This window comes from Catellatospora paridis (genome assembly GCF_009720365.1).
In the GTDB taxonomy this organism is placed as follows: Bacteria; Actinomycetota; Actinomycetes; order Mycobacteriales; family Micromonosporaceae; genus Catellatospora; species Catellatospora paridis.
Genome location: NZ_ML769318.1, coordinates 1 through 24,188, shown reverse-complemented (window position 1 = coordinate 24,188; position 24,188 = coordinate 1). Strand labels below are relative to the sequence as shown.

19 protein-coding genes and 4 tRNA genes are annotated in these 24,188 nt (G+C 71.9%); 17 read left to right on the top strand and 6 right to left on the bottom strand.

Annotated elements, in window-relative coordinates:
* Positions 1–134: 134 nt before the first annotated feature.
* Positions 135–209, top strand: a tRNA-Lys gene (locus F9C41_RS19755).
* Between the two features lie 48 nt (positions 210–257).
* On the opposite strand, the gene F9C41_RS19750 is transcribed toward F9C41_RS19755, so the two are convergent.
* Positions 258–980, bottom strand: a complete 723-nt coding sequence (locus tag F9C41_RS19750; protein WP_155388324.1) for a PP2C family protein-serine/threonine phosphatase — start codon at positions 978–980, stop codon at positions 258–260.
* Between the two features lie 349 nt (positions 981–1,329).
* On the opposite strand from F9C41_RS19750, the gene F9C41_RS19745 reads away from it, so the two are divergent.
* Positions 1,330–2,319 (top strand): LuxR C-terminal-related transcriptional regulator, encoded by a 990-nt coding sequence (locus tag F9C41_RS19745; RefSeq protein ID WP_155388323.1) that lies wholly within the window; start codon positions 1,330–1,332, stop codon positions 2,317–2,319.
* 92 nt (positions 2,320–2,411) lie between these two features.
* A complete protein-coding gene (locus F9C41_RS19740; RefSeq protein ID WP_155388322.1) occupies positions 2,412–2,615 on the top strand; it encodes a hypothetical protein in 204 nt (67 codons plus the stop codon).
* A gap of 58 nt (positions 2,616–2,673) precedes the next feature.
* Here F9C41_RS19740 and F9C41_RS19735 read toward each other — a convergent pair whose 3' ends face one another.
* A complete protein-coding gene (locus tag F9C41_RS19735; protein WP_155388321.1) occupies positions 2,674–3,222 on the bottom strand; it encodes a hypothetical protein in 549 nt (182 codons plus the stop codon).
* Between the two features lie 346 nt (positions 3,223–3,568).
* Here F9C41_RS19735 and F9C41_RS19730 point away from each other — a divergent pair, with 346 nt between their 5' ends.
* The 8 genes from F9C41_RS19730 (at position 3,569) to F9C41_RS19695 (ending at position 12,159) form a co-directional block, all read left to right on the top strand.
* Entirely contained in the window at positions 3,569–6,310 is a 2,742-nt protein-coding gene (locus tag F9C41_RS19730) for a cellulose binding domain-containing protein (protein ID WP_155388320.1), read from the top strand.
* A gap of 71 nt (positions 6,311–6,381) precedes the next feature.
* Positions 6,382–8,655: a WD40/YVTN/BNR-like repeat-containing protein gene (locus F9C41_RS19725; protein ID WP_155388319.1), complete on the top strand. Its 2,274-nt coding sequence runs from the start codon at positions 6,382–6,384 to the stop codon at positions 8,653–8,655.
* Between the two features lie 168 nt (positions 8,656–8,823).
* Positions 8,824–10,251 carry a phytoene desaturase family protein gene (gene crtI / locus F9C41_RS19720; RefSeq protein WP_196279849.1) on the top strand — a complete coding sequence of 476 codons (1,428 nt, stop codon included), beginning with the start codon at positions 8,824–8,826 and terminating at the stop codon, positions 10,249–10,251.
* Positions 10,248–10,799, top strand: a complete 552-nt coding sequence (gene idi / locus F9C41_RS19715) for an isopentenyl-diphosphate Delta-isomerase (RefSeq protein WP_155388318.1) — start codon at positions 10,248–10,250, stop codon at positions 10,797–10,799. Before crtI ends, idi begins: the two co-directional genes overlap by 4 nt.
* Positions 10,800–10,883: 84 nt before the next feature.
* A complete protein-coding gene (locus F9C41_RS19710; protein ID WP_155388317.1) occupies positions 10,884–11,723 on the top strand; it encodes a polysaccharide deacetylase family protein in 840 nt (279 codons plus the stop codon).
* Between the two features lie 129 nt (positions 11,724–11,852).
* A tRNA-Glu gene (locus tag F9C41_RS19705) sits at positions 11,853–11,925 on the top strand.
* 54 nt (positions 11,926–11,979) lie between these two features.
* Positions 11,980–12,056 (top strand) — tRNA-Asp (locus F9C41_RS19700).
* A 26-nt stretch (positions 12,057–12,082) separates the two neighbouring features.
* Positions 12,083–12,159: transfer RNA gene (locus F9C41_RS19695), tRNA-Phe, on the top strand.
* A 145-nt stretch (positions 12,160–12,304) separates the two neighbouring features.
* On the opposite strand, the gene F9C41_RS19690 is transcribed toward F9C41_RS19695, so the two are convergent.
* The gene (locus F9C41_RS19690; RefSeq protein ID WP_155388316.1) at positions 12,305–12,691 is read right to left on the bottom strand and encodes a hypothetical protein; all 387 of its coding nucleotides are present in this window, start codon (positions 12,689–12,691) and stop codon (positions 12,305–12,307) included.
* Positions 12,692–12,795: 104 nt separating this feature from the next.
* Here F9C41_RS19690 and F9C41_RS19685 point away from each other — a divergent pair, with 104 nt between their 5' ends.
* On the top strand, positions 12,796–13,323 hold the full coding sequence (locus F9C41_RS19685; RefSeq protein ID WP_155388315.1) for a GNAT family N-acetyltransferase: 528 nt from the start codon (positions 12,796–12,798) through the stop codon (positions 13,321–13,323).
* A 45-nt stretch (positions 13,324–13,368) separates the two neighbouring features.
* Here the strand turns inward: F9C41_RS19685 and F9C41_RS19680 are convergent, their stop codons facing one another.
* On the bottom strand, positions 13,369–13,758 hold the full coding sequence (locus F9C41_RS19680) for a hypothetical protein (protein ID WP_155388314.1): 390 nt from the start codon (positions 13,756–13,758) through the stop codon (positions 13,369–13,371).
* A 128-nt stretch (positions 13,759–13,886) separates the two neighbouring features.
* Between F9C41_RS19680 and F9C41_RS19675 the strand changes: the two genes are divergently transcribed.
* Complete coding sequence (locus F9C41_RS19675) at positions 13,887–15,215, top strand: ABC transporter substrate-binding protein (RefSeq protein WP_155388313.1); 1,329 nt, start codon at positions 13,887–13,889, stop codon at positions 15,213–15,215.
* A gap of 34 nt (positions 15,216–15,249) precedes the next feature.
* Positions 15,250–15,486 (top strand): hypothetical protein, encoded by a 237-nt coding sequence (locus F9C41_RS19670; RefSeq protein WP_155388312.1) that lies wholly within the window; start codon positions 15,250–15,252, stop codon positions 15,484–15,486.
* Between the two features lie 120 nt (positions 15,487–15,606).
* Here the strand turns inward: F9C41_RS19670 and F9C41_RS19665 are convergent, their stop codons facing one another.
* Both F9C41_RS19665 and F9C41_RS19660 read right to left on the bottom strand, forming a co-directional pair.
* A complete protein-coding gene (locus F9C41_RS19665) occupies positions 15,607–16,932 on the bottom strand; it encodes a PrsW family intramembrane metalloprotease (RefSeq protein ID WP_155388311.1) in 1,326 nt (441 codons plus the stop codon).
* The gene (locus tag F9C41_RS19660) at positions 16,929–17,483 is read right to left on the bottom strand and encodes a hypothetical protein (RefSeq protein WP_155388310.1); all 555 of its coding nucleotides are present in this window, start codon (positions 17,481–17,483) and stop codon (positions 16,929–16,931) included. The genes F9C41_RS19665 and F9C41_RS19660 overlap by 4 nt, the downstream gene beginning before the upstream one ends.
* Positions 17,484–17,590: 107 nt before the next feature.
* Between F9C41_RS19660 and F9C41_RS19655 the strand changes: the two genes are divergently transcribed.
* The 3 genes from F9C41_RS19655 to F9C41_RS19645 all read left to right on the top strand — a co-directional run.
* Positions 17,591–18,193: an acyl-CoA-like ligand-binding transcription factor gene (locus tag F9C41_RS19655; protein WP_155388309.1), complete on the top strand. Its 603-nt coding sequence runs from the start codon at positions 17,591–17,593 to the stop codon at positions 18,191–18,193.
* Between the two features lie 119 nt (positions 18,194–18,312).
* Complete coding sequence (locus F9C41_RS19650; protein ID WP_155388308.1) at positions 18,313–21,567, top strand: FtsX-like permease family protein; 3,255 nt, start codon at positions 18,313–18,315, stop codon at positions 21,565–21,567.
* Positions 21,564–24,188, top strand: a 2,625-nt coding sequence (locus tag F9C41_RS19645; RefSeq protein WP_155388307.1) for an FtsX-like permease family protein, incomplete at its 3' end; no start/stop codon positions are given. The genes F9C41_RS19650 and F9C41_RS19645, both read left to right, overlap by 4 nt.

Here is a 24,188-nt window from a genome sequence, read left to right as displayed (position 1 = left end):
GGGACCGACGCCACTGGCGTCGACTCGGAGGGTGACGCCGCACCGCGGGCGCGCCTCGGCGAACACGCTGCGGCCCGCCGGGGAGAGATACCCCACGACCCGCGAGCGGGCGATCCGGTAGCCTGAGCGGTCGAGGGCTGCTAGCTCAATGGCAGAGCTGCGGACTTTTAATCCGTAGGTTCAGGGTTCGAGTCCCTGGCGGCCCACCACTGCACAGCTCAGAGGCCCCTCCAGGCGATGGAGCGGGCCTTTGGTCTTCAGAAGGCGTACGCCGTGACGTCCGCGACGACCACGGTCACGTTGTCCGGCGCCCCGGCGGCGAGCGCCAGCTTGATCAGCCGATCGGCGACGGCCTCCGCGTCGGTGTACCCGCCCACCACCTCGGCCAGCGCCTCGTCGGTGACGATGTCGGACAGGCCGTCGCTGCACAGCAGCAGCCGGTCCCCGATCTCCAGGGTCAGCGACGTGACGGTCGGCGTGAACTCCCGCCCCTGCACCGCCTGGGTGATGATCGAGCGGTGCGGGTGGTGCCGGACCTCCTCGGGGGCGAGCAGGCCGCGCTCGACCATCGCCTGGACCAGCGTGTCGTCCACGGTGAGCTGGTGCAGCCTGCCGCCGCGCACCAGGTAGGCCCGGGAGTCGCCGACGTGCAGCAGCGTCGCGTTGTCGGGGCCGAGCAGCACCGCGGTGAGCGTCGTGCCCATGCCGTCGATCGCGGGTTCGGCCTCGATGGCGTCGCGGATGCGGCGGTTGGCCACGGCCAGTTCGGCCAGCAGCACGTCCGCCCCGTGCCGGGTGCCGTCCTGCTCCAGCGGGGCCAGGGTCTCGATGACGATCCGGCTGGCCACCTCGCCTGACGGGGAGCCGCCGACGCCGTCGGCCACCGCCACGAAACGCCTGCCCGCGAACGCCGAGTCCTCGTTGTTCTCACGGACGAGTCCGGCATCGGTGCGGGCGACGGCGTGCAGGCTCAGGGTCATGGTGCATAGCCTGCCTACTGAGACGCGGTTTGTCTTTAAGCAGTAGTACTTATCCCTGCCGAACCCGACCGCCGGGTCCCCGCCGCACTCCGGCAGGTGTCGCACTGATCCACTCTGAGCTGCTTCTTTGCCAAATGTCGGCCGCTGCTGTCGGGTCCGGGCGGGTTCGGTTCTGTCCGGGGCCGGCCGTTCACGGCGTGTCCGAGGACACGACTCCGGCGGGCAGCGGGTGCCGTGGTCGCGCCGAGGCGGCCGGCCACCCGCTCCGCCGGCTTGCGCTCGACCGGTAGGACGCGAGCGCCTGCAGGTCAGCGGGAGTGCCCGTGACGTTGGTACGTATGGTGAACCGATGACGCCGGTGCCGATGGTGGGACGCGCGGCCGAGCTGGCGGAGCTCGTCCGGCGGTGGTCACAGGTCCGCCGGGGCGGCCCGACGCCCGCCGCCGTGGTGTCGATCACAGGGGCGGCCGGCATCGGCAAGTCGCGCCTGGTCGCGAGCGCGCTCGCGGCGTTCTCGCCGGCCCCGGACGCGGTGCTGTACGGCGTGGCGCGGCTGCACACGCCGGCGCCGTACGACTGGCTGGCGGCGGTGCTCAGCGGCCGGGACACCCACGACCTGCCGGTGCCCGCCGACGGCCTGGCCTGGCTGGCGCAGGACCCGCACGCGCCGAGCGAGCGGTACGCGCCCGGCGCGCTGCTGCGGCTCGCGGTGCGGACCGTGCGGGCGCTGGTCGGCGCAGGTCCGGCGGTGCTGGTGGTGGAGGATCTGCACGCGCTGGACCCGGCCAGCCTCAACCTGGTCGGCGAGCTGGCTGCCGCGCCCGACCTGCCGGCCCTGCTCCTGGTGACCAGCCGCCCGCCGGACGCCGCGGAATCGCCGGAGCTGGTGGCCCGGACGCTCGCCCGGCTGTCCGGCGCGCGGGGGGCGATCCGCCAGCACCTGGGCCCGCTGGGGCCGGCCGAGGTGGCGGAGGTCGTCACGCAGGTGCACGGCGTGATCCCGGAGCACCTGGCCGGGGCGGTCTGCGAGCGGACCGGCGGCAACCCGTACTGGCTGGTCGAGCTGCTCGCGGCGACGGCCGGGCGGGGCCCGCAGGCGCTGCTCGACGAGCCGCTGCCCGGCCATCTGCGACCGGCCGCCGGGCCGGAGCCGGCCGAGCTGACCGCGCGCGAGCAGGAGGTGCTGCGCTGCCTGGCGGCCGGCATGTCGAACAAGCAGATGGCCCGGACGCTGGACATCTCCATCCGCACGGTGGCGGTGCACGTGTCCAACCTGCTGCGCAAGACGGGCTCGGCCTCGCGGACCGAGGCGGCATTGTGGGCGGTGCGCCGAGGTTGACCGGAACAACGCGGGAACGTCCGGCCTACGCGATTTGCACCATTTCCTTCGCTAAGCTGACACGCGCCCGTGCCGTCTAGCCAGGGGGATCAGTGCAGCTCACGTTCATCCGCAAGACAGTGCTGTCCGGAGACACCAACTGCCCGTCGCTGTACCGCACCGACCGGGACACGTTCGTGGTCCAGGGGTGGCGGGTCACCGATCCGGAGGCGCTGGGTCAGCTCGACGTCCCGGCCCACGAGACCGTCGTGGAGGTCCCCTCCGACGTGCTCGCCGAGATAGCCCGCAGCCTGTAGACGTGAAGAAGGGCACCTTCTACAACGCATAGCGTCGTGAAGGTGCCCTTCCTTTGGCTCAGTCTTCGAGTTCTTCGACGAGGTCTTCGTCGGAGCGGCGGCTGCGGCGACGGCGGCGGAGCGACGGCATGGCCATCACGAAACCGACCTCGCGGCGGCGGCGGTAGTAGTGGCGGCGGCGCGGGCCGGCGATGGCGTACACGATCGACGTGATGACGCCGAAGACGACGTAGATGCCGAGGATGAAGATGCCGCCGGCGTCCTTGATGCCGAAGACGGAGCCGTCGCCGAACAGCGGCAGGATCAGCATCGCCAGCACCAGCCAGGTGATCATGCCCCAGACCAGGCCGACACCGACCGCGGGGATGATCTGTCCGCGGATGAACTTGCCGACGAACGCGCCGAACAGGCCGCCGGCCGCGCCCGCGACCATCAGCACCATCACCCATGCCGTCGAGGCCTCGACCTCGCCGACGAGCTGGGCATACGGCTTGATGTGACCGGTGATCTGCAGCGCGAGGGCCAGGAACAGGCCGCCGGCGACACCGCCGACCACGCCGGCGCCGGCACGGCTGACGAAGTTCACCTGAGGGGTGTATTCACTCATGATCGAGCTCCGGAGGGGTTGAGGGATCGCGGGCAGACCTTACAACGCCCGGGCAAGCCGCACCTAACCATTGTCTCCTATGTGATCTAAGCCCGGCGGGGTCCCGGACGCCTCTCGACCGGGCACATCGGACACTAGTTCGTTGGCACATTAAACTATTGACATGCCTGTGACGGGCGTGTGAACCTCTCCACGGGACCGGTGCGCGCAACCGAGGGCAGTCCCGCGCCACGCATTCGCACGTTCTGTCGCCGTTGCCGGCACAGGCGGTGCGGCGGTGAGCACTGCCCGGGCCCGCCCCGCTACCTGTGCGCCAGCGGCACCGTCCCCCACTGGAGTGCCACAGATGCAACCCCGTGCCCGAAGAACCCGCACCCTCGCCGGGACCCTGGCCGCCACGCTGACGGCCGGCGCGCTGGCGGTCGTCACCCAGCTGGCCGGGGGCACCCCGGCCGCGGCGGCCTCGTCCGAGCCGTACACCTGGAAGAACGTCCGTATCGACGGTGGCGGGTTCGTGCCCGGCATCGTCTTCAACCCGACCGAGCAGAACCTGATCTACGCCCGCACCGACATCGGCGGCGCCTACCGCTGGAACCAGTCCACGAGCAGCTGGATCCCGCTGCTGGACTTCGCGGGCTGGGACCACTGGAACTACAACGGCGTGCTCAGCCTCGCCACCGACCCGGTGCAGACCAGCAAGGTGTACGCCGCGGTCGGCATGTACCTCAACAGCTGGGACCCGAACAACGGCGCGATCCTGCGCTCCTCCGACAAGGGCGCCACCTGGGCCGCCACCACGCTGCCGTTCAAGGTCGGCGGCAACATGCCCGGCCGCGGCATGGGCGAGCGCCTGGTGATCGACCCGAACCGCAACAGCACCCTCTACTTCGGCGCGGAGGCCGGCAACGGCCTGTGGCGCAGCACCGACTCGGGCGTGACCTGGGCGAAGGTCACCAACTTCCCGAACGCCGGCAACTACGTGCAGGATCCGGCCGACACGAACAACTACCTGAACTTCAGCCAGGGCATCGGCTGGGTGGCGTTCGACAAGTCCACCGGCACCGCCGGCAACACCACGCAGACGATCTACGTCGGCGTCGCGGACCTGCAGAACACCGTGTACCGCAGCCTCAACGGCGGCACCAGCTGGGAGCGCGTCGCGGGCCAGCCCACCGGCTACCTGGCGCACCAGGGCGAGATCGCGGGCGGCTACCTCTACATCACCACCAGCGACAAGGGCGGCCCGTACGACGGCGGCCACGGCGACGTGTGGAAGATGCAGCTGTCCACCGGCACCTGGACCCAGATCAGCCCGGTCCCGTCCAGCGACACGAACAACAACTACTTCGGCTACTCGGGCCTGTCGGTCGACCGGCAGAACCCGAACACGCTGATGGTCACCGGCTACAGCTCCTGGTATCCGGACACGTTCATCTGGCGCAGCACCGACGGCGGCGCGACCTGGCGGCAGTTCTACGACTACGCCTGGCCCAACCGGACCAACCGCTACACCCTGAACATCTCCGGCGTGCCGTGGCTGGACTTCAACGAGCAGAAGTCGGCCCCGGAGCAGCAGCCGAAGTTGGGCTGGATGACCGAGGCGCTGGAGATCGACCCGTTCAACGCCAACCGGATGCTGTTCGGCACCGGCGCGACGATCTACGGCACCACCAACCTCACCGCCCTGGACACCGGCGGCACGGTCGCCCTGAGCCCGTTCGTCAAGGGCCTGGAGGAGACCGCGGTGCTGGACCTGATCAGCCCGCCGACCGGGACCAGTCCGCTGATCTCCGGCGTCGGCGACATCGGCGGTTTCCGGCACACCAGCCTGGACGTGGTCCCGGACATGTTCGACATGCCGTACTTCGGCAGCACGAACAGCCTCGACTACGCCGAGCTGAACCCGAGCTACGTGGTCCGGGTCGGCAAGGGCGCACGTACCGCCAACGGGCAGACCAACATCGGCGTGTCCTCCGACGGCGGCGCGAACTGGTGGTCGGGCAGCTCGCCGAGCGGCGCGCAGGGCGGCACGGTCGCGCTGAACGCCAACGGCACCCGCGTGGTGTGGAGCACCGAGGCCAACGGCGTCTTCTACGCCACCAGCTTCGGCGGCGGCTTCAGCCAGGCCAGCGGCGCGCCCGCCACCGCGAAGGTCGAGTCGGACCGGGTCAACCCGAACAAGTTCTACGCCCTCTACAACGGCACGTTCTACGTCAGCACCAACGGCGGGCAGAGCTTCACCAGCACCGCCACCGGGCTGGGCGCGACCGGCAACTTCAAGGCGATGCCGGGCGTCGAGGGCGAGATCTGGCTGGCCGGCGAGACCGGCGTCTACCGGTCGACCAACTCCGGCACGTCGTTCACCAAGTTCGCCGCGTCGGCCAGCGGGGTCGGCATCGGCTTCGGCAAGGCGGCGCCGGGCCGCACCAACATGGCGGTCTACACCATGGCCACCATCGACGGCGTACGCGGCGTGTACCGCTCCAACGACGTCGGCGCGACCTGGGTCCGCATCAACGACGCGCAGCACCAGTACGGCAACGCCGGTGACGCCATCACCGGCGACCCCCGCACCTACGGCCGCGTCTACCTGGGCACCAACGGCCGCGGCATCATCTACGGCGACGCCACGGTGACGCCGTCGAGCCCGCCCGCGAGCCCGTCGGCGTCGGCTTCGGCCTCCCCGTCGGCGTCGGCCTCCCCCAGCGCGTCGCCGAGGCCGTCCGCCTCGGTGACGCCGTCGCCGTCGGCCTCGCCCAGCCCGTCCGGGCAGGCCGGCAAGGCGTGCACGGCGACGTACCGGGTGCTCAACTCGTGGCCGGGCGGGTTCTCCGGCGAGCTGAAGGTGACCAGCACCGGCACGGTCGCCACGACCGGCTGGCGGGTCAACTTCACCTTCACCGCCGGACAGGTGATCTCGCAGATGTGGGGCGGCATCAAGACCCAGACCGGGTCCGCGGTGCAGGCCGTCAACGAGGGCTACAACGGCGTGCTCGCGCCCACCACCAGCACCACGGCGGGCTTCAACGCCTCCTGGAACAACAGCTCCAACCCGATCCCGTCGCCGGTGACCTGCACGGCGCTGTGATCGCCCCCTGAGAACCGAGGCGTCCCTCCCCGGCGGGAGGGGCGCCTCACTCGTGCGCAGAGAGGAAGCAGATGAACGAGGCACGGATCTCCCGCCGCGGCCTGCTGGGAGCGGCGGGAGCCGTCGGCGCCGCCGCCGGAGCCGGTCTGCTCGGCGGGCCCGCGCTCGCCGGCGAGAAGGGCTACCGCTGGGACAACGTCGAGATCGTCGGGGGCGGCTTCGTTCCCGGCATCGTGTTCAACCAGTCCGAACCCGGCCTGGTGTACGCCCGCACCGACATCGGCGGGGCGTACCGCTGGCAGCCGTCCACCGGCCGCTGGGTGCCCCTGCTCGACTGGGTGGGCTGGGACAAGTGGGGCTGGTCGGGGGTGGCGAGCCTGGCCACCGACGCCCGCGACCCGGACCGGGTCTACGCCGCCGTCGGGACGTACACCAACGACTGGGACCCGAACAAGGGGGCGATCCTGCGCTCGCGTGACCGGGGCCGCACCTGGAAGGTCACCGAGCTGCCGTTCAAGCTGGGCGGCAACATGCCGGGCCGGGGCATGGGCGAGCGCCTGGCCATCGATCCGAACCGGAACGAGGTCCTCTACCTGGGCGCGCCGAGCGGGCACGGGTTGTGGCGCAGCACCGACCACGGCGAGCGCTGGGCGCGGGTGACCGCGTTCCCGAACCCGGGGACCTACCGTGCGGACCCCAACGACACCAGTGGCTACTCCAACGACCTGCAAGGCGTGGTCTGGGTGGTGTTCGACCCGCGCACCGGCGGGCGGCGGCGGCGCACGCAGACGATCTACGCGGGCGTGGCCGACAAGGACAACCCGCTGTACCGCTCCACCGACGGCGGGACCACCTGGGCCGCGGTGCGGGGCGCGCCGACCGGGCACGTGCCGCACAAGGGCGTGCTCGACCACGTGGGCGGGTTCCTCTACCTGGCCACGAGCGACACCGGCGGCCCGTACGACGGGGGTTCGGGCAGGGTCTGGAAGCTCGACACCGCCACGGACGCGTGGACCGACGTCACGCCGGAGAACGGCGGCTGGGGCTACTCCGGCCTGACGATCGACCGGCAGCACCCGGGCACGCTCCTGGTGGCCACGCAGATCGCCTGGTGGCCGGACGTGGTGTTCTTCCGCACCACGGACGGCGGCGTGACCTGGACCCGGTCCTGGGACTGGGGCGCCTGGCCGAACCGGGTCAAGCGCTACGACCTCGACATCACCGACACCCCGTGGCTGACCTGGAACGCGACCCCGGCCCTGCCGGAGGAGGCGCCGAAGCTGGGCTGGATGACGGAGTCCCTGGAGATCGACCCGTTCGACTCGGACCGGCTGCTCTACGGCACCGGGGCGACGATCTACGCGACGGACGACCTCACCGCCTGGGACACCGGTGGCACCGTGCACATCGAGGTGCGGGCCCGGGGCCTGGAGGAGACCGCGGTGCTCGACCTGGTCAGCCCGCCGACGGGCGCGCAGCTGATCTCGGCGCTGGGGGACGTGGGCGGTTTCGTGCACCACGACTTCGCCAACCCGGGCCTGATGTTCGCCAATCCGACCCATGGCAGCACTACCGGCCTGGACTTCGCGGGGCTCGTGCCGGGCACCGTGGTGCGGGTGGGCAACCCGACCGGCGAGGAGCGCTTCGGCATCTCGTACGACGGCGGCGCGACCTGGACCCCCGCGGCGTCGCAGCCGGACGGCGTCTCCGGCGGCGGGCGGGTCGCGGTGAACGCCGACGGCACGCACGTGCTCTGGTCGCCCGACGGCGCGGCGGTGTTTCACTCCACCGACGGCGGCGCGACCTGGACCCCCAGCTCCGGGGTGCCGGCCGGGGCGCGGGTGGAGTCCGACCGGGTCGACCCGGCCCGGATGTACGCCTTCGCCGCCGGGACCTTCCACGTCAGCACCGACGGCGGGGCCACCTTCACGGCCGCGGCGACCGGCCTGCCGGCCGAGGGCGACGTGCGCTTCCAGGCGGTGCCCGGGCACGCCCGCGACATCTGGCTGGCGGGCGGCAAGACCGGCGGGGTGTACGGCATGTGGCGCTCCACCGACGGCGGCGACACGTTCACACAGGTCGCAGGCGTGGACGAGGCCGACAACGTGGGCTTCGGCAAGGCGGCTCCGCACCGGTCCTACCCGGCCGTCTACACCAGCGCCAAGGTGCGCGGGGTCCGCGGGATCTTCCGCTCGGACGACGGCGGCCGCCGCTGGACCCGGCTGAACGACGACCGGCACCAGTGGGCGTGGACCGGAGCGGTCGTGATCGGCGACCCGCGGGTCTACGGCCGGGTGTACGTCGGCACCAACGGCCGCGGCATCATCGTCGGCGAACCACGCTGACCTGCATGAATACCCGCCACCGCACACGGATCGCCGGTCGGCTCGACCGGTATCGCATCGATCCGCGTGCGGTGGCGGGGTTTTCCGGACTTGTCAGATATCGGGCAAACGGCACACATCGCCAGCTGTTTGGCGTGTCAGTCCGGCCGAACGTGCCACCATGATTTCGTGCGAACCGTAATGGGGCCGACAAATCATGTGATTGTCGTCGGCGCAGGGCTGGGCGGACTCTCCTGCGCGCTGCACCTCGCCGGGGCAGGCCGCGAAGTGACCGTGATCGAACGCTCCGGCAACCCCGGCGGCCAGGTCGGGGCGCTGGAACTCGACGGGCACCGGTTCGACACCGGCCCCACGATGATCACCGCGCCGGACCTGCTGGCCGAACCGCTGGCGGCGGTGGGCGAGCACCTGCACGACTGGATCGAGCTGATCCGGCTCGACCCGGCCTACCGCGCCCACTTCCCCGACGGCACCACGCTCGACGTGCACGCCGACACCGACAAGATGGTGGCGGCCATCGCGAAGCTGTGCGGCGGCAAGGAAGCCGCGGGCTACCTGCGCTTCCTGCGCTGGGCGCGGCGGCTGCAGCAGTTCGAGCGGCGCGACCCGGCCGGCCACTGGCGCACCCTGGCCACCGAGGGCGCCCGGCGGCGGCTCACCGACTTCTTCGCCGACCCGCGTACGCAGCGGCTGTTCTCCTTCCGCAACCTGTTCACCGGCCGCGACCACCAGGCGGCGTCCTACCTGGACACCGTCACCGAGGTCTGGTATCCGCGCGGCGGCATGAACGCGGTGCCCCGGGCGCTCGCCGCGGCGGCCGAGAAGCACGGCGTGAACTTCCGCTACCACACCGACGTGACCTCGGTGGAGACCCGCGCGGGACGGGCCGTGGCGGTGCACACCGCCGACGGCGAGCGGCTCACCGCCGACACCATCGTGCTCAACCCCGACCTGCCCGCGGCGTACAGCCTGCTGCCCGGCCTGCCACCGGCCCGGCTGCGCCGGCTCACCCCGTCGCCGTCCTGCGTGGTGCTGCACCTGGGCACCCGCGACGACCGCGGCGGCTACCAGCGCATCGCCCATCACAACCTGCACTTCGGCCGCTCCTGGCGGCAGACCTTCGACGAGGTGGTCAACCGCGGCGAGCTGATGAGCGACCCCTCGATCCTGGTCACCAACCCGAGCCGGACCGACCCGACGGCCGCCCCCGTGGGCCGCCAGACCTACCAGGTGGTCGCACCGGTGCCCAACCTGCGGACCGCGCCGGTGCGCTGGGACGGCCCGGTCGGCCGCCGCTACGCCGGGGAGCTGATGGCCACCCTGGAGGCCCGGGGCTACCTCGACCTCGGCGGGAACCTGGCGCTGTCCTATGTGGTGACGCCCGACGACTGGGCCCGCCAGGGCATGGCCCACGGCACGCCGTTCGCCAGCGCCCACACGCTGCGTCAGAGCGGCCCGCTGCGACCGGGTAACCTTCATCCAACCCTGAGTAACGTCGTCTTCACCGGTTCGGGCACCCGCCCCGGCGTCGGCGTGCCCATGGTGCTGATCTCGGGCCGAGCCGCGGCCCGCCGAGTGGTCGGAGCGCGCGCATGAGGTCTCGCGAAGAAGATCTGGTCGAGCTCGTCGACGAAAACGGCGCACCCTGCGGCAAGGCGACCGTCGCCCATGCACACACCGCCCCCGGCATCCGGCACCGCGCCTTCTCCGTGCACCTGCTCGACTCGCAGGGCCGGCTGCTGCTGCAGCAGCGGGCCGCTGTGAAGACCCGCTTCGCGCTGCGCTGGGCCAACGCGACCTGCGGCCACCCCGGCCCGGGCGAGGACCTGGTCGCCGCCGCGTCCCGCCGCCTGGCCGAGGAGATCGGCGTGCGCGGCGTCGCACTCACCGAGATCGGGGTGTACGCCTACCGCGCCGTCGACCCGTCGACCGACCGCGTCGAGGACGAGTACGACCACGTGCTGCTCGGCATCGTCGGCCCCGGATCGGAGCCCCCGCGCCCGGACCCGGCCGAGGTCGCGGCGCTGCGCTGGGTCCACCCCGCCGACCTGCTCCATTCGCTGGACGAGCGGCCCGACGACTTCGCCCCCTGGCTCGCCGGGGTCACCGCGGTGGCGGTCCCCGCGCTCGGTGAGGTGTCCTGAACCGGGCCTGCCGCCCCATTTCGCCACGGGCCTGACTGTGGCACCCTGAGGTCTCCACGGGGGTGGACCGACCTGGGGAGCGCGATGGCGCTGCGGCGTACCCACGGCCTTGTCGTCGTGGTGACCGGTTTCACACTCCTGCTGGCCGCAGGCTGCGGCGGCGAGACGCCCACGGCCACGTCGTCGGCATCCCCCACAGCCTTGCCTTCGACCTCGCCCTCGCCGAGTCCGTCGCCGAGTCCGTCGCCGAGTCCCAGCCCGAGCCCGAGCCCGTCGGCCAGCCCCACCCCGAGCAAGTCGCCGACCACGCAGCCCGTCACCGAGAAGTCGTACGTCCTGCAGCGCACCAGCGGCTCGTCCGGAGTCGCGCTGACCTTCGACGACGGGCCGCACCCCACCTGGACCCCGCGGGTGCTCGCGGTGCTGCGCGCCAAGGGCGTCAAGGCGACCTTCTGCCTGGTGGGCACCCAGGTCAAGGCACACCCGGCCCTGGTCCGGCAGATCGTCGCCGAGGGCCACACCCTGTGCAACCACAGCTGGAACCACGAGTTCAAGCTCGGCACCTGGTCCGACGCCAAGATCAGCTCGAACATGCGGGCCACCAACAACGCGATCCACGAGGCCGTGCCCGGCGCACCCATCCGCTACTTCCGGCACCCGGGCGGAAACTGGACAGCGGCCGCCGTACGCGTCGCCCGCAGCCTCGGCATGAGCCCCCTGCACTGGACCGTCGACCCGCAGGACTGGCGCCGCCCCGCCGCCTCCACCATCTCCAGCCGGGTCGTCAAGGGCACCCGCGCCGGGGGCGTGGTGCTGCTCCACGACGCCGGCGGAGACCGCGCGCAGACCCTGTCCGCGCTGCCCGGCATCATCTCCGGCCTGCGCGCCAAGTACGTCCTGATCCGCCTGCCCGACACGCTCTGACCCCGATTTGGCGGAACGGCTGCTGGTCACATATGCTTTCCGAGCCTCCGGCGGGGCCGGATGGGAGCAACAGCCACCATTACAGGCAGCTGCAAGCTTTGAGCAGCTGTGTGCGATGATGGTTCGGCCGCCCTCATCGTCTAGCGGCCTAGGACGCCGCCCTTTCAAGGCGGTAGCACGGGTTCGAATCCCGTTGGGGGCACGAACCGGGACCTGATAAGGTCTCCGGGAGCAAGAAGAGCAAGTGCAAGTGCAAGGTCCTGTGGAGCAGTTGGAGTGCTCGCCGCCCTGTCAAGGCGGAGGTCGCGGGTTCAAGTCCCGTCAGGACCGCCAATGATCGACCATCCCCGGGTGGTATCGGCCAGGTAGCTCAGTTGGTACGAGCGTCCGACTGAAAATCGGAAGGTCGGCGGTTCGACCCCGCCCCTGGCCACCAAAGCTCTTCGCCGGGCTTTGTAGCCCCGACCTGCGCCTGAGTAATCGGGCCGCGGTTCGGGGCTTTTTCGTGTGCCGATCCGGTGGCTGAAAAGTTGTTCGCCGCCCATTCCGGGCCGATCTCGATGTCGAGTCAGGTCGCTGGTCTACTCGGTTGCGGGGAGGGCGAACACGTCGTCACCTCGTAGGCAGTCCCCACCGGGTCGGAGGGGGTCGGGCTCGTTCGCGATCAGCTGCGCCCGCCACCCGGCCAGCCCCAGGCCGTCTGCTTCTCGAGCTGCAAGCTTGGCGTCGAGGGCGTCGCCGATGAGTCCGTCGCCTTCCAGAATCGTGAAGACGGCATCGGCCGCGTCGACGACCGCGGCTTCGGCGTCCTCTGTCGTTGCCGTGGGATTGAGCTCGAGGTACACGCGGCGTGCCGCGGCGAGCAGGCGCGCAGCGTCGGTCACCACGAAGTCACGCCGGAGACGGACGGAGATGTTCATGCCGTCGGTCAGGGGGTCGTCACCGATGATCGTGCCGTCGTCGCTCACGCCGACACGATAGGCCGATCCGGCCACCTGTTCCAGGTGAAGGTCCTGCCCGGCGCCCGGCAATTCCGTGGCGACGCGGACGCTGCCCCCACTAGGGTCGGCGCATGGCTGACCTGGTGGCCCCTACCGTCCTGCTGCACCGCGCGTGGCTCGACGCGCGCGACGAGTGGGGGCGCGACGTCGTTCAGCACGGCAGCGGGCTGCACCACGCGACCGACGTGGACACCCCCGAGGGATTCGCCGCCTGGGTGCACGCGCTCAACGAGTCCGCGGACGAGTCGGTGCCGATGCCGGAGGAGCTGGTGCACGCCACCTACTGGTGGATCGTGGAGGACGGCACGGTCGTCGGCTCCATCACGCTGCGGCACCGGCTGACCGACCACCTGCTGCACGCGGGCGGTCACATCGGCTACTCGGTGCGTCCGACGGCACGCAAGCGCGGCCTGGCTGCCTGGGCCCTGGGGCAGGTGCTGACGCACGCTCGCCAGCTGGGACTGGACCGGGTCCTGGTCACCTGCGACGACACCAACGAGGCCTCGGCGCGCACCATCGAGCGCAACGGCGGCGTGCTGGAGGACGTCCGGGACACGGAGCTCGGCCGGACACGCCGCTACTGGATCGTGCTGGCGTAGCTCCGCGGCGGACGGCCGGGCAGGACCCGGCCCGCACGGCACAGGTCAGGATTCGCGGCGGCGTTTGGTGGCGACGGTGGAGCCGGCCAGGGTCAGCAGGCACTGGGGGAGCTGGCCGTCGGCCAGGGCGGCCCCGATGAGGGCCTCACCGGTGGGCTCGTCGCGGTTGACGTACGCGCTGACGAAGCGGGCCACCCAGCGGGCGTCGTACGCCGCCTCGTCTATGCCGGGGAAGTCGAGCGCCCAGGCGCCCGCCCGGACGCCGTCGCCGGCCAGTTCGCCGGCCAGGCACCAGGCGACGTTGTAGGCGCCGGAACTGCCGTCGCGCTTCACCACCTCGTCGAGGGTGCCTGCCACCGCTCTGCCGTCCCCGGCTAGTGCCTGGTCAAGCACGAGAGCGGCGTCCTCGAACGAGTGGTCTGGATCGACGGTCACGCTGGGAGCCTAACGGGCGGCGGCAACCGTACCGGAGCACTCGCCACCCATCGGGCGTATTGGCCCCTCCCCCAATCCCGGGAACAACGCTAAGGTGCCCGTTGGACCATCGCCATGGAGGCACCCTCATGCGTTTTTCGCGAGCTGTCATCGCCGCTGCCTGCGTATCGCTGCTCAGCCTGTCTGCCTGCAGCTCAGGGCCGGACGATTCCCAGGACCCGGCGTACCAGGGGGCGTACCTCTACGGCACCGACGGCAACATGGCGAATGAGTTCGGCGCGATCTTCAAGGAGCAGCCCGGCCTGCTCAACGGCATGAAGGGCACGATGCCGCTGACCGAGCTGGACGACTCGTTCCTGCAACGGCTCAGGTCGGTCAAGCCCGGCCTGAAGGACCTGCTGTTCGCCGGTGAGGCGTACGACGCGGTCGTGATCAGCGCGCTGGCCGCACAGCAGGCCGGCAGCACCGAGCCCAACAAGATCGCCCAGTACATCAACGCGGTGACCGTGGGCGGCACCATCTGCCGCAGCATCAAGCAGTGCCTCTCGCTGGCCGAGGCAGGCAGGGCGATCTCCTACCGGGGCGTCACCGTGCGCTACGGCTTCGCCGAGGCCGGCGAGCCGGCGACCACCAGCTACGGCACCGTGCACTTCGACTCCGCCAACGCGCTCGACAACGGCAAGACCGAGTACCTCGGCACCGGCAACGAGCGCGACGTGACCGCGCAGAAGCCGCCGACCCCGGTGAAGAACGGCTCGACCGAGAAGCAGCTGATCTTCGGCGGCCTGCTGCCGAAGACCGGCGCGCTGGCCTACACCACGCCGCCGATGGAGGCGGGCGCCCTGCTCGCGGTCGCGGAGATCAACGCCGCGGGCGGTGTGCTCGGCAAGCCGGTGAAGTGGATCGACGGCGACGACGGCACCTCGCCGGTCAAGGCCAAGGCCACCATCGAGAGCCACCACGCGGCCGGGGTCCAGGTGCTGATCGGCCCGGGCGCGTCCGGTGTCGCGCTCGCCTCGCTGCCGGACTCGATCAAGTACGGCATGGTCATGTTCTCGCCCTGCAACACCTCGCCCGACCTGACCGGCTACGAGGACAAGGGCCTGTACTTCCGCACCGCGCCGTCGGACGTGCTGCAGGCGCGGGCGCTGGCCGACGTGATGCTGCGCGACGGCCTGCAGAAGATCGCGATCGTCACGCACAGCGACAACTACGGCAAGAAGCTTGCCGAGGGCGTCACCAAGGAACTGGTCAAGGCCGGTGTCAGTGAGGTCGCCGTGCAGACGTACGTCTACCAGATCACCGACGGCGGCGAGGTCAAGGACGAGGCCGAGCTCTCGAAGATCGCCAACCAGGTCGTCCCGACGCAGCCGGACGGGGTGCTGGTCATCGGCTACTCCGAGTCGGCGGGAGCGATCAAGGCGCTCGCTGCGGCCGGCGCGAACATCCGGCACTAACGTGTTGCGGTACGACCCCCGTTAAGGAGAAGTCATGAGCGAGTCCGTGGAGACCCGCGGCGACGACCGCCGCGACCTGATCAAGGGCGACACCGACAACGACGGCCGCACCGACGTGTGGGTGTCCGACACCGACGGCGACGGCAAGGCCGACCTGTTCCAGTTCGACACCGACCACGACGGCGAGGTCGACATCACCCTGGTCGACCTCGACCAGGACGGCACGCCGGAGACCACGGTCGACGGCGACGGCGGCCACGCCCCCAGCTGACCCGTCGCGCCTGCACCTTTCATGGACGTTGGCCTATCTGGATGAGTTCGATCGCGAATTCCTCATCCAGATAGGCCAACGTCTTTCTGTGCACGGGGCGGGGTGCGGGCGCGGCGATGGTCATGCGGCGTTCATGGTGCGGATGGCCTGCCAGATGAGCAGGAACAGGACGACCGCGAAGAGGGCCCCGAGGACCACCACCCGGGGCACGGCGGGCCGCATGGGGGAGACGACCGCCTCGGGGTGGCCCAGGTCGGCCAGGCGCTGCCGCTGGGCCAGCACCTCGTCGCGGCAGTGCACCAGCAGCGCGTCGCCGGGCGCGATGTGGTCGACCCGGCTCAGCTCCACCGCGAACCGGGCCTGGGCGGTCTGCAGGCCGCGTACCGCGCGCTCGCCGGCCCGGCCACAGCGGGCCTTGCCGTAGCGCCGGGCATCGGCCCGCAGGTGGCCGTGGCCCATGATCTGCAGCTCGCCCGGGGTGGCGATCTTCGGATCGTGCAGCCGGGCCAGCTGTGCGACGTAGTAGTGGGCCTCGCGATGTCGGGCCACCCACAGCAGGGCCAGCACCATGGCCAGCGCGGGCAGCCCCTTGCCGAGCATGCCGAGCAGCACTCCGGCGGCCCCGGAGCCCAGGCCGTCGGCGAACAGCGGCGAGTTCCACACGAAGTGGGTGAGCCAGGCCAGCCCCAGTCCCAGGCAGAGGCCGCCGAGACGCCACCACATCGGCTTGTCGGTGCGCACCACGAACCAGGCGATGCCCGCCCCGGCGAGCGCGGTGAACAGCGTGTGGCTCCACAGCCCGGCGAGGAAGCCGCGCAGGAAGAACGTGGCCACCACGGGGCCGACGCCGTCGCCCTGGCCGCGCAGCGCGACCGCGTTGACCGCGAAGACGATGTCCTCGACCACCTGGTAGCCCAGCCCGATGAGCGCGCCGTAGACCATGCCGTCGAGCACGCTGTTGATCTGTTTGCGGGCCACCAGCACGATCATCACCACGCCGAGCGCCTTGAGCAGTTCCTCGATGGTCGGCCCGGCGATGGCCGAGCCCCAGGTCGCGGCGAAGGCGGGCGAGATGAGCTTGGCGATCAGGTCGTGCGCGGCCTGGGTGCCCGGGATGGCCGCGGTCGTGGCCACCGCGCCGCCCCAGGCGAACGCGGTCGCCATGAGCAGCGGCGGTTCGCGTTCGAGGAAGTCCATGGACGCGATGAACAGCCAGAACGGCACCGCGTACAGGGCGAACAGGAGCACCGCCGAGGTGGTGGCGACGGGGAACCGGGCCAGGTCGGCGCGCAGGATCTCCAGCAGGCGCAGCACCCCGGCCAGCATGATCAGGCCGAGCAGCCAGAACGCCGGCAGCTGGAGCGACTTGAGCGCACGCGCCGCGCGGGGCGTCGGGCGTACGGAGAACCGCCAGCGCCGCCCGCCGGAGCGGCCCGCGACCGTCACCGGACACCGCCGTACCGGATGGAGCTGATCGAGTCGTCGATGCCGGCGAGTTCCCGCTGCAGTTCGAGCTGCGCGCCGCTGACGGTGACCTCGATGGACCGGCCGTCGGCGAGGAACACGGCATACCGGCCGCACCGTCCCGGGGCGGTGTACCCGCCGGACAGGCCGGCCAGCCCGCTGACCGTGTCGACGGCACCCTCGTCACCGGTGACCTGGTAACCCTGTGTCGCCTTGATCTTCGTACGGAGCTTGTCCGCCGCCTCGGCGATCTGCCCGCCGAACGGCTGCACCACGATCGCGTAGCGCACGTCGCCGACCAGGAACAGCACGGCGGCGCGCTCGTCCCCTGGACGGGTCTTGCTGGCGTCGACCCGGGCGCCCGGCGGCGGCTGGACGCTGACGCCCGCGCCCACCTCGTACAGCCGCCCGGCCAGGGAGCGGTCGGTCGGCACCGCCCGGTTGATGGCCGGCAGCCCGAAGACGACCAGCAGCAGGGCAGCTAGGACTGCTGCCCCTCCCAGCAGGTTCCGCACCAGCCGATGGGCGACCATGGTCCGACCGTAGTCGGGCATAGAACTTGAATGCTGCTATATCGACTAACCCCGCGGTCGCCGGTCGGGACTTTGACGGTGCGCACCGACGCCTTCAGGATGAGTGAATGACCGGACGGGTGCTCAACCGGCGGGAACAGCACAAACAGCACACCCGCGTGGCCCTGGAGGACGCGGCGCTGGCGCTGTTCGCGCGGCAGGGCTACGAGCAGACCACGGTCGAGGAGATCGCCGCCGAGGCGGGCGTCTCGGTGCGCACCTTCTTCCGCTACTACTCGTCCAAGCAGCATGTGCTGTTCGGCGACGTCGCCCACGAGCGCGTCGACGGGATGCGCCGCGCGCTGGCCGCCCGCCCGGCCGACGAAGCGCCGCTGGATTCCGTCCGCGCGGTGCTGGACGGGATCGACATCACCGACGAGGCCGACCTCGCCCAGATCCGGGCCCGGCTCAGCCTGCTCAACGCGCAGCCGTCCCTGCTCAGTGCCTATCTGGTGATCAGCGAGGAGTTGCGCGGGCTGGTCGGCGCCTTCGTCGCGGCGCGCTGCGGGGTGCCCGAGTCGCATCCGTACCCGCTGCTGGTCGCCGGGGCGGCCCGGGCCGCCTGGGACAGCGCGCTCTGGTCCTGGGCCGCCGGGCACAGCCCCGACCTCGCCGGCGTACGCCGTTCGGCATTCGCGCAGCTCACTGTCGGTATTCACCCACCGGGGTGAAAGGGGCATACCACCCCGCTGGTCATCACATTCAGGTAACAGCCGTCACTAACTGCGAACCTGCGCCCTGTCGTCTCAACTCATACAGAGGTTGAAGCGCAAACGATCAGGGAGGCGTCATGCTGGCACGTCGGCGGGCCTACAGCGCGAAAGGCCTGTTGACTGCCGCCGCGGCGGCAGCGCTGATCTCGACGACGCTCCTGGTGGGGCTGGCGAGCTACAGCGGGGCGGTGATCGAGGCGGGTGGCCGGGCGGCCGTCGCCGCGGCCCCGCCGGACGAGCGCGCCGTGCAGGTGCGCCTGCCGTCCCGCACCGGGGGCAGCGGCTGGTCCTCCAGCGGCGCCGAGGTCAGCAAGTCCTTCTCGGCCGAGTCCTGGGCCCAGACCGATGCGAAGCTGCGAGCGGCCTTCGCCGCCCGCTTCGGCGACACCGACCTCGCCGTGTCCTCCGCCGGGTACGCCAGTGGCCTGCGGTTCACCGGTGACACCGGCGCCGCGACACCCGACAGCTACGGCGTCGTGTACGCCCGCGTCATGTTCCTCGACGAGCTGGCCGAGCACGCCCACCTGGTCTCCGGCAACTGGCCGGCGGCCGGGGCGAACCCGGCTCAGGTCGTCGTGGGCGAAGCCGCCGCGCAGGCGCTGGGCCTGCAGGTCGGCTCGGAGATCCCGCTCGCCAACGGCATCACCAAGAAGGCCGTGCGGGTCACCGTCAGCGGTGTCTTCGCCGCCGACCGCGCCGAGGACCCGTACTGGCTGCTGGTGCCCGAGATGGCCGAGGGCGTCGAAGCCGGGCGCAGCACGTACGGGCCGCTCGTGCTGCCGCGCGAGGACTTCTTCAGCGGCTGGTCCTACCTGGGCAACAGCGGCTGGGTGGTGACCCCGGACCTGTCCCGGGCCGAGCTGTCGCAGCTCACGGCCGCCCGCGCGGCGGTGAGCACCTTGAACGAGGTGCCCAAGGAGCTGGGTTACGGCGACGGCGGCCAGGCGGGAACGCACTTGGAACGACTCGTCGACCGGATCCAGCAGGCCAGCCTCGTCGGCCGGTCGGACCTGCTCACCCCGCTGCTGCTCATCTCGATCCTGGGCGGATACGCGCTGCTGCTGCTCGCCGCGCTGCTGACCGAGGGCCGCCGGCCGGAGACGGCGCTGCTGCGCGCCCGCGGGGCGTCCCGCGGCCAGCTCGCCGGGCTGGCCGCCCGCGAGGCGCTGCTGATCGCCGCGCCCGCCGCCGTGCTCGCCCCGCTGCTGACCGGCCCGCTGCTCGGCCTCGTCGAGCGGCTGCCCGCGCTGAGCGCCGTCAGCCTGCGCCTGGAGGCCGGGATCACCCCGACCACCGTGGCCGTGGCTGCGGCCGCCGGGCTGGGCTGCGTACTGGCGATGCTGCTGCCGGCCATGCGCGGTGGCGGCACCTATGTCGCCGACCTCGCGGCCCGGTCCCGGCCGAGCCGCGTCGCCGCGGCCCAGCGCACGGGCCTCGACCTGGCGCTCATCGCCTTCGCCCTGCTGGCCTGGTTCCAGCTGCAGCAGTACGAGTCACCTCTGTCCGGCCTCGGCGGGCAGCTCGGCATCGACCCGCTGCTGGCCGCGGCCGGTCCGCTCGGCGTGCTCGCGGGCGCGGTGCTCGCGCTGCGCCTGCTCCCGCCGCTGACCAGGCTGCTGGAGCGGCTGGTCGACCGCCGTCCGTGGTTCGCCGCGCAGCTGGGCGTCTGGCAGGCCGGGCGCCGCCCGCACGCCGGCCCGGTGCTCCTGCTGGCGCTGAGTGTGGCGGTCAGCACGCTGGCCTGGACGCTCGCCGCGACCGCCCGGCAGTCGCAGATCGACCAGGCGGACCACACCGCCGGCGCGGACCTGCGGCTGGTCGAGACCGCCTGGTCGGTGCCCCCGCTACGGGTGGACCAGGTCACGACGCTGCCCGGTGTCATCTCGGCCCTGCCGGCCTGGCGGACCCGGATGGACACCGGCGAGAAGGCCACGCCGACCACGGTGCTCGCGCTCGACAGTGCGGCCGCCGACGGCGTGCTGCGGCTGCGGGCCGATCTCGGCGACGCGTCCGCGCTGCTGGCCGCCGCGGCTGCGGAGAGCCACCGCCAGCCGGGCCTGGAGCTGCCGGCCGGCACCACCGCGCTGCGCGGCTCCGTGCGCGTGACCGTGCTGAACCCCGTGACCAAGCTGAACGAGGATTTCCTCGCCCAGCCCCGCGAGGCGACCTCCGCCGTGTTCACCGACGTGCACGGCGCGGTCCACCGGGTGTCGCTGGCGGGCGGGACCGGCACGGACGCCCGCGCCTTCGAGGTCCCGGTGCCGCGCACCGCAGGGATGCGGCTGACCGGGTTCGCCGTGGAGGGGCCGGACATGCCATTCGGCGTGCCGATCGCGTGGGAGCTCAGCGGCCTCGCGACGGTCGGCGCGGGCGGCACGGCCACGCCGCTGGACCTGGACGCCGCCGGCGGCTCGCGCTGGGGCCTGCCCACCACGACCTCGGACGTGCAGACGTCGATCAAGGGCGACACGGCCCGGGTCGAGCTGACGAGCGTGGGCTCGTTCGGCGAGTTCCCGCGCTACTCGTTCATGCTGCGCCAGCAGGCCGACCCGGTCACCGTCCCGGCGCTGGCCACCGCCGAGGCGCTGGCGTCGCTGCACACCGAGGTCGGCGCGAAGCTGACCATCCCGCTGTGGGGCAGCAAGACCGACGTGCACATCGTCGGGCAGCTCGCCGCGCTGTCCGGTGACGTGGACCCGGCCGGGCTGCTGCTCGACATGCCCGCGCTGAGCACCCAGCTCCAGCAGACCGGCTGGCGACCGCCCAATGTCACCGAATGGTGGGTGCAGACCGATCCGGCGGCGCATGCGCAGGCCGCCGCCGCGGCGGCCCCGCTGCCCAACCTGCAGGTGATCGACCGGCAGGCGCTGGCCGTGCACGCCGCGGACGACCCGTTCGGCGTCGGGGCCCGGATCGCCCTGTTCATCGCCGCGCTCGGTGCGATCGGGCTGGCCCTGGTCGGCGTGGCCGTCGACGTGCGGGCGACCGCCCGGCGGCGGGTGGCCGAACTCGCCGTGCTGAACACGCTCGGCGCCACCCCGCGCCTGCTCGCCCGCGCTCTGATGATCGAGCAGGCGTTCCTGGCCGGACTGGGCGTGGCGGTCGGCCTGGTGGTGGGCCTCCTGGTCGCCCGGACGACCGGCCCACTCGTCATCCTCACCCCCAGCGCGAGCCGTCCGGTGCCGCCCGCGCTCACCACGACGGACTGGCTGCCCGTACTGGGCACGGCCGCCGTACTGCTCGCCCTCACCCTGGTGATGGCCGGGCTGGTGGCCACCACGATGCAGCAGCGGCTGGCCGCGGCCCAGCTGCGGATCGGAGCTGACCGGTGAAAGGTTGGATCGCCCGGGTACGGGCCACGGCCGGGCCGCTGGCGCTGCTCGGCACGTTGACACTGCTGGCCGGGATCCTGGTGGTCGGCGCGCCCCGGATGGCGAACCGGCTGACCGACGCGGGCCTGCGCAACGACATCTCCCAGCTGTCCTACACCGCCCGGGACCTCACCTACCGCGGGGTCAAGGACATCACCGCCAACTGGCGGCCCGCGGACAAGCTGAAGGACCAGCGGGCGCTGCTCTACCCGGCGGTGCAGGAGCGGATCGAGCAGTCCTGGTGGGCCGCGTCGACGACGCTGGAGGAGTCCTGGGTGACCGGGACCCCGCTGCCGGGCGGGAACAAGCAGGGCGCCGTGCTGTTCAGCGTGCGCGCCGGCAGCGGGCTGGAGGAGCAGGTCGACCTCATCGAAGGCCGCTACCCGCAGACCAAGCAGGGCACCGCCGGCCCGATCGAGGTCGTGCTCACGGAGTGGAACGCCGAGCGGCTGGAGCAGCACGTCGGCAGCAGGTTCCTGTTCCAGCGCACGGTGCCGGTGGAGGTCGTCGGCATCGTACGGCCGCACGACGAGAACGGCACCTTCTGGGAGCCGATGCCCTTCGGGCTGCGCGCGTACCTGCCCAACGAGGACGGCGACCCGTTCCGGGCGGTCGTCTTCTCCGACGAGCCTGGCCTCGACCGGCTGAAGGACTTCATCGGGATCGTCTACGAGTGGCGCTACCGGATCGACACGGCGAAGCTCGACATGGGCGTGCTGCCCGACGTGGTCGAGGGGGTCACGGTGGCCCGGCGGCAGGGGCTCGACAGCACCCTGCTGACCAGCCTCGACTCCCAGCTGGCGAAGTTCGCCGACAAGGCTCGCGCCGGGGCGGCGCTGCTGGCCGTCGTACAGGTGGGCGCGCTGGTCACGCTGGCCGGGCTGGTGCTGCTGGCGGCCCGGGTGGCCGTCGCCCGGCGGCGATCCGAGTTCGCGCTGCTGCGGGCACGCGGCGGGGCCATCGTCACCATCGGCTCGTACACCCTGCTGGAGTCACTGCCGGTGCTGCCCGCGGCGGTGGTCGGTGGGCTGCTCGGCGCGCTGGTGCCGGGGCGGCCCGCACTCACCTGGCCGATCCTGGTCGCGTTCACCGCGATGGCGGCGCTGGCCGTGCCGGTGATGACCATGCGGACGGCGCGCGAGCCCTCCTTCTCGGGTGAGCGCTCCGACATGGCCGTGGCCCGGGTGGGCCTGAAGCGGCGCACCGCCGAGCTGAGCCTGCTGGTGCTGGCCGGGCTGGGCGTGTGGCTGCTGCGCGAACGCGGGCTCAGCGGCGCGGACGGCGTAGACGTCTACCTGGCCGCGGTGCCGGCGCTGCTGGCGGCCGGTGCGGCGGTGGCGATGGTGCGGCTGGTGCCGCCGGTGGTGGGCCGGCTTGGCCGGCTGGCCGCCCGTGGTCGCGGTGCGGTGAACTTCCTCGGCCTGTCCCGGGCGGGACGCACCGCGGGCGCGGTCATCGGGCCGGTCGCGGTGCTGGTCGTCGCGGTCAGCACGGCGGTGTTCAGCGTGGCGGTGGCGGGCACCATCGACGAGGGCCGCGACCGGGCCACCGACCTGCACATGGCCGCCGACATGAAGGTCGACGGCTACTACTTCGACGACAAGACCCTGGCCGAACTGGCCGCGGTGCCCGGCGTCGAGGCGGTCACCCAGTACATGGCCGACGGGGCCAGCGACCTGGTGGTCGATCAGAAGCGGCTCGGCTCGGTGTACGCGCTGGTGCTCGACGGGCAGGCGTACGCGCGGGTGGTCTCCGCCTCGGATGTCGACTTCACGGCGCCGAAGGTGTTCACCGAAGCCGCGCCCGGCTCACCGGTGCCCGTGCTGGTCTCCCCGGGCGTCGCCAAGCTGCTGGGCACCGACCACGGCAGTGTCTCGCTGCGCGGCCGGACCTACCCGTTCCGCGTCGCCGCGGTGGTGGACGGCTTCCCGCCGATCGCCAACGGCGCGTCGAACTTCGTCATCGTGCCGTGGCAGGCCGTCCCGGCCCAGGCGCAGCAGGCGCTCAACCCGAACGGGTTCCTGCTGGCCGGCGACCCCGACCCGGAGAAGGTGCGCGAGGTCGGTGACGCCGGGCAGGAGCGCTGGGCCAGCGAGGGCTTCCGGCCGCGCGCGTACGAGTCGGTCACCGAGGTGACGACATGGGAGCAGGCCCGCGCGGAGCTGGACAACTCCAGCATCAACGCGGTGGTCAGCTTCGCGTACGGCATCGGCGCGGGCGCCGGCGTGGCGCTGGCGCTGCTGGCGATCGCCTTCGCGGTGGTGGCCGGGGCTCGGGGTCGGGGCACGGTGCTGTCGCGGCTGCGGACGATGGGCCTGTCCCGTGGTCAGGGCCGCCGCCTGCTGCTGGTGGAGTTGATGCCGGTGGTGGCGGTGGCGGTGCTGACCGGTGCGGTGGTCGGGATGGCCGTGCCTCATTTGATCGCCCCGGCGCTGGGGCTGTCGACGTTCACCGACGGCCTGACGGTGGGTGTCACGTTCGACCCGCTGGTCATCGGTGCCTCGCTGGTGCTGGTGCTGGTGGGTATGTTGACCGCGCTTGCGGTGGAGACCCTGTTCAACCGCCGGTTGCGCCTCGGTGAG

Excerpts from the sequence above, each read along its gene's own strand:
- F9C41_RS19750 (WP_155388324.1), bottom strand. The coding sequence starts at position 980 with ATGACCCTGAGCCTGCACGCCGTCGCCCGCACCGATGCCGGACTCGTC.
- F9C41_RS19745 (WP_155388323.1), top strand. The coding sequence starts at position 1,330 with ATGACGCCGGTGCCGATGGTGGGACGCGCGGCCGAGCTGGCGGAGCTC.
- F9C41_RS19735 (WP_155388321.1), bottom strand. The coding sequence starts at position 3,222 with ATGAGTGAATACACCCCTCAGGTGAACTTCGTCAGCCGTGCCGGCGCC.
- F9C41_RS19730 (WP_155388320.1), top strand. The coding sequence starts at position 3,569 with ATGCAACCCCGTGCCCGAAGAACCCGCACCCTCGCCGGGACCCTGGCC.
- F9C41_RS19725 (WP_155388319.1), top strand. The coding sequence starts at position 6,382 with ATGAACGAGGCACGGATCTCCCGCCGCGGCCTGCTGGGAGCGGCGGGA.
- idi (WP_155388318.1), top strand. The coding sequence starts at position 10,248 with ATGAGGTCTCGCGAAGAAGATCTGGTCGAGCTCGTCGACGAAAACGGC.
- F9C41_RS19710 (WP_155388317.1), top strand. The coding sequence starts at position 10,884 with ATGGCGCTGCGGCGTACCCACGGCCTTGTCGTCGTGGTGACCGGTTTC.
- F9C41_RS19685 (WP_155388315.1), top strand. The coding sequence starts at position 12,796 with ATGGCTGACCTGGTGGCCCCTACCGTCCTGCTGCACCGCGCGTGGCTC.
- F9C41_RS19675 (WP_155388313.1), top strand. The coding sequence starts at position 13,887 with ATGCGTTTTTCGCGAGCTGTCATCGCCGCTGCCTGCGTATCGCTGCTC.
- F9C41_RS19670 (WP_155388312.1), top strand. The coding sequence starts at position 15,250 with ATGAGCGAGTCCGTGGAGACCCGCGGCGACGACCGCCGCGACCTGATC.
- F9C41_RS19660 (WP_155388310.1), bottom strand. The coding sequence starts at position 17,483 with ATGGTCGCCCATCGGCTGGTGCGGAACCTGCTGGGAGGGGCAGCAGTC.
- F9C41_RS19655 (WP_155388309.1), top strand. The coding sequence starts at position 17,591 with ATGACCGGACGGGTGCTCAACCGGCGGGAACAGCACAAACAGCACACC.
- F9C41_RS19650 (WP_155388308.1), top strand. The coding sequence starts at position 18,313 with ATGCTGGCACGTCGGCGGGCCTACAGCGCGAAAGGCCTGTTGACTGCC.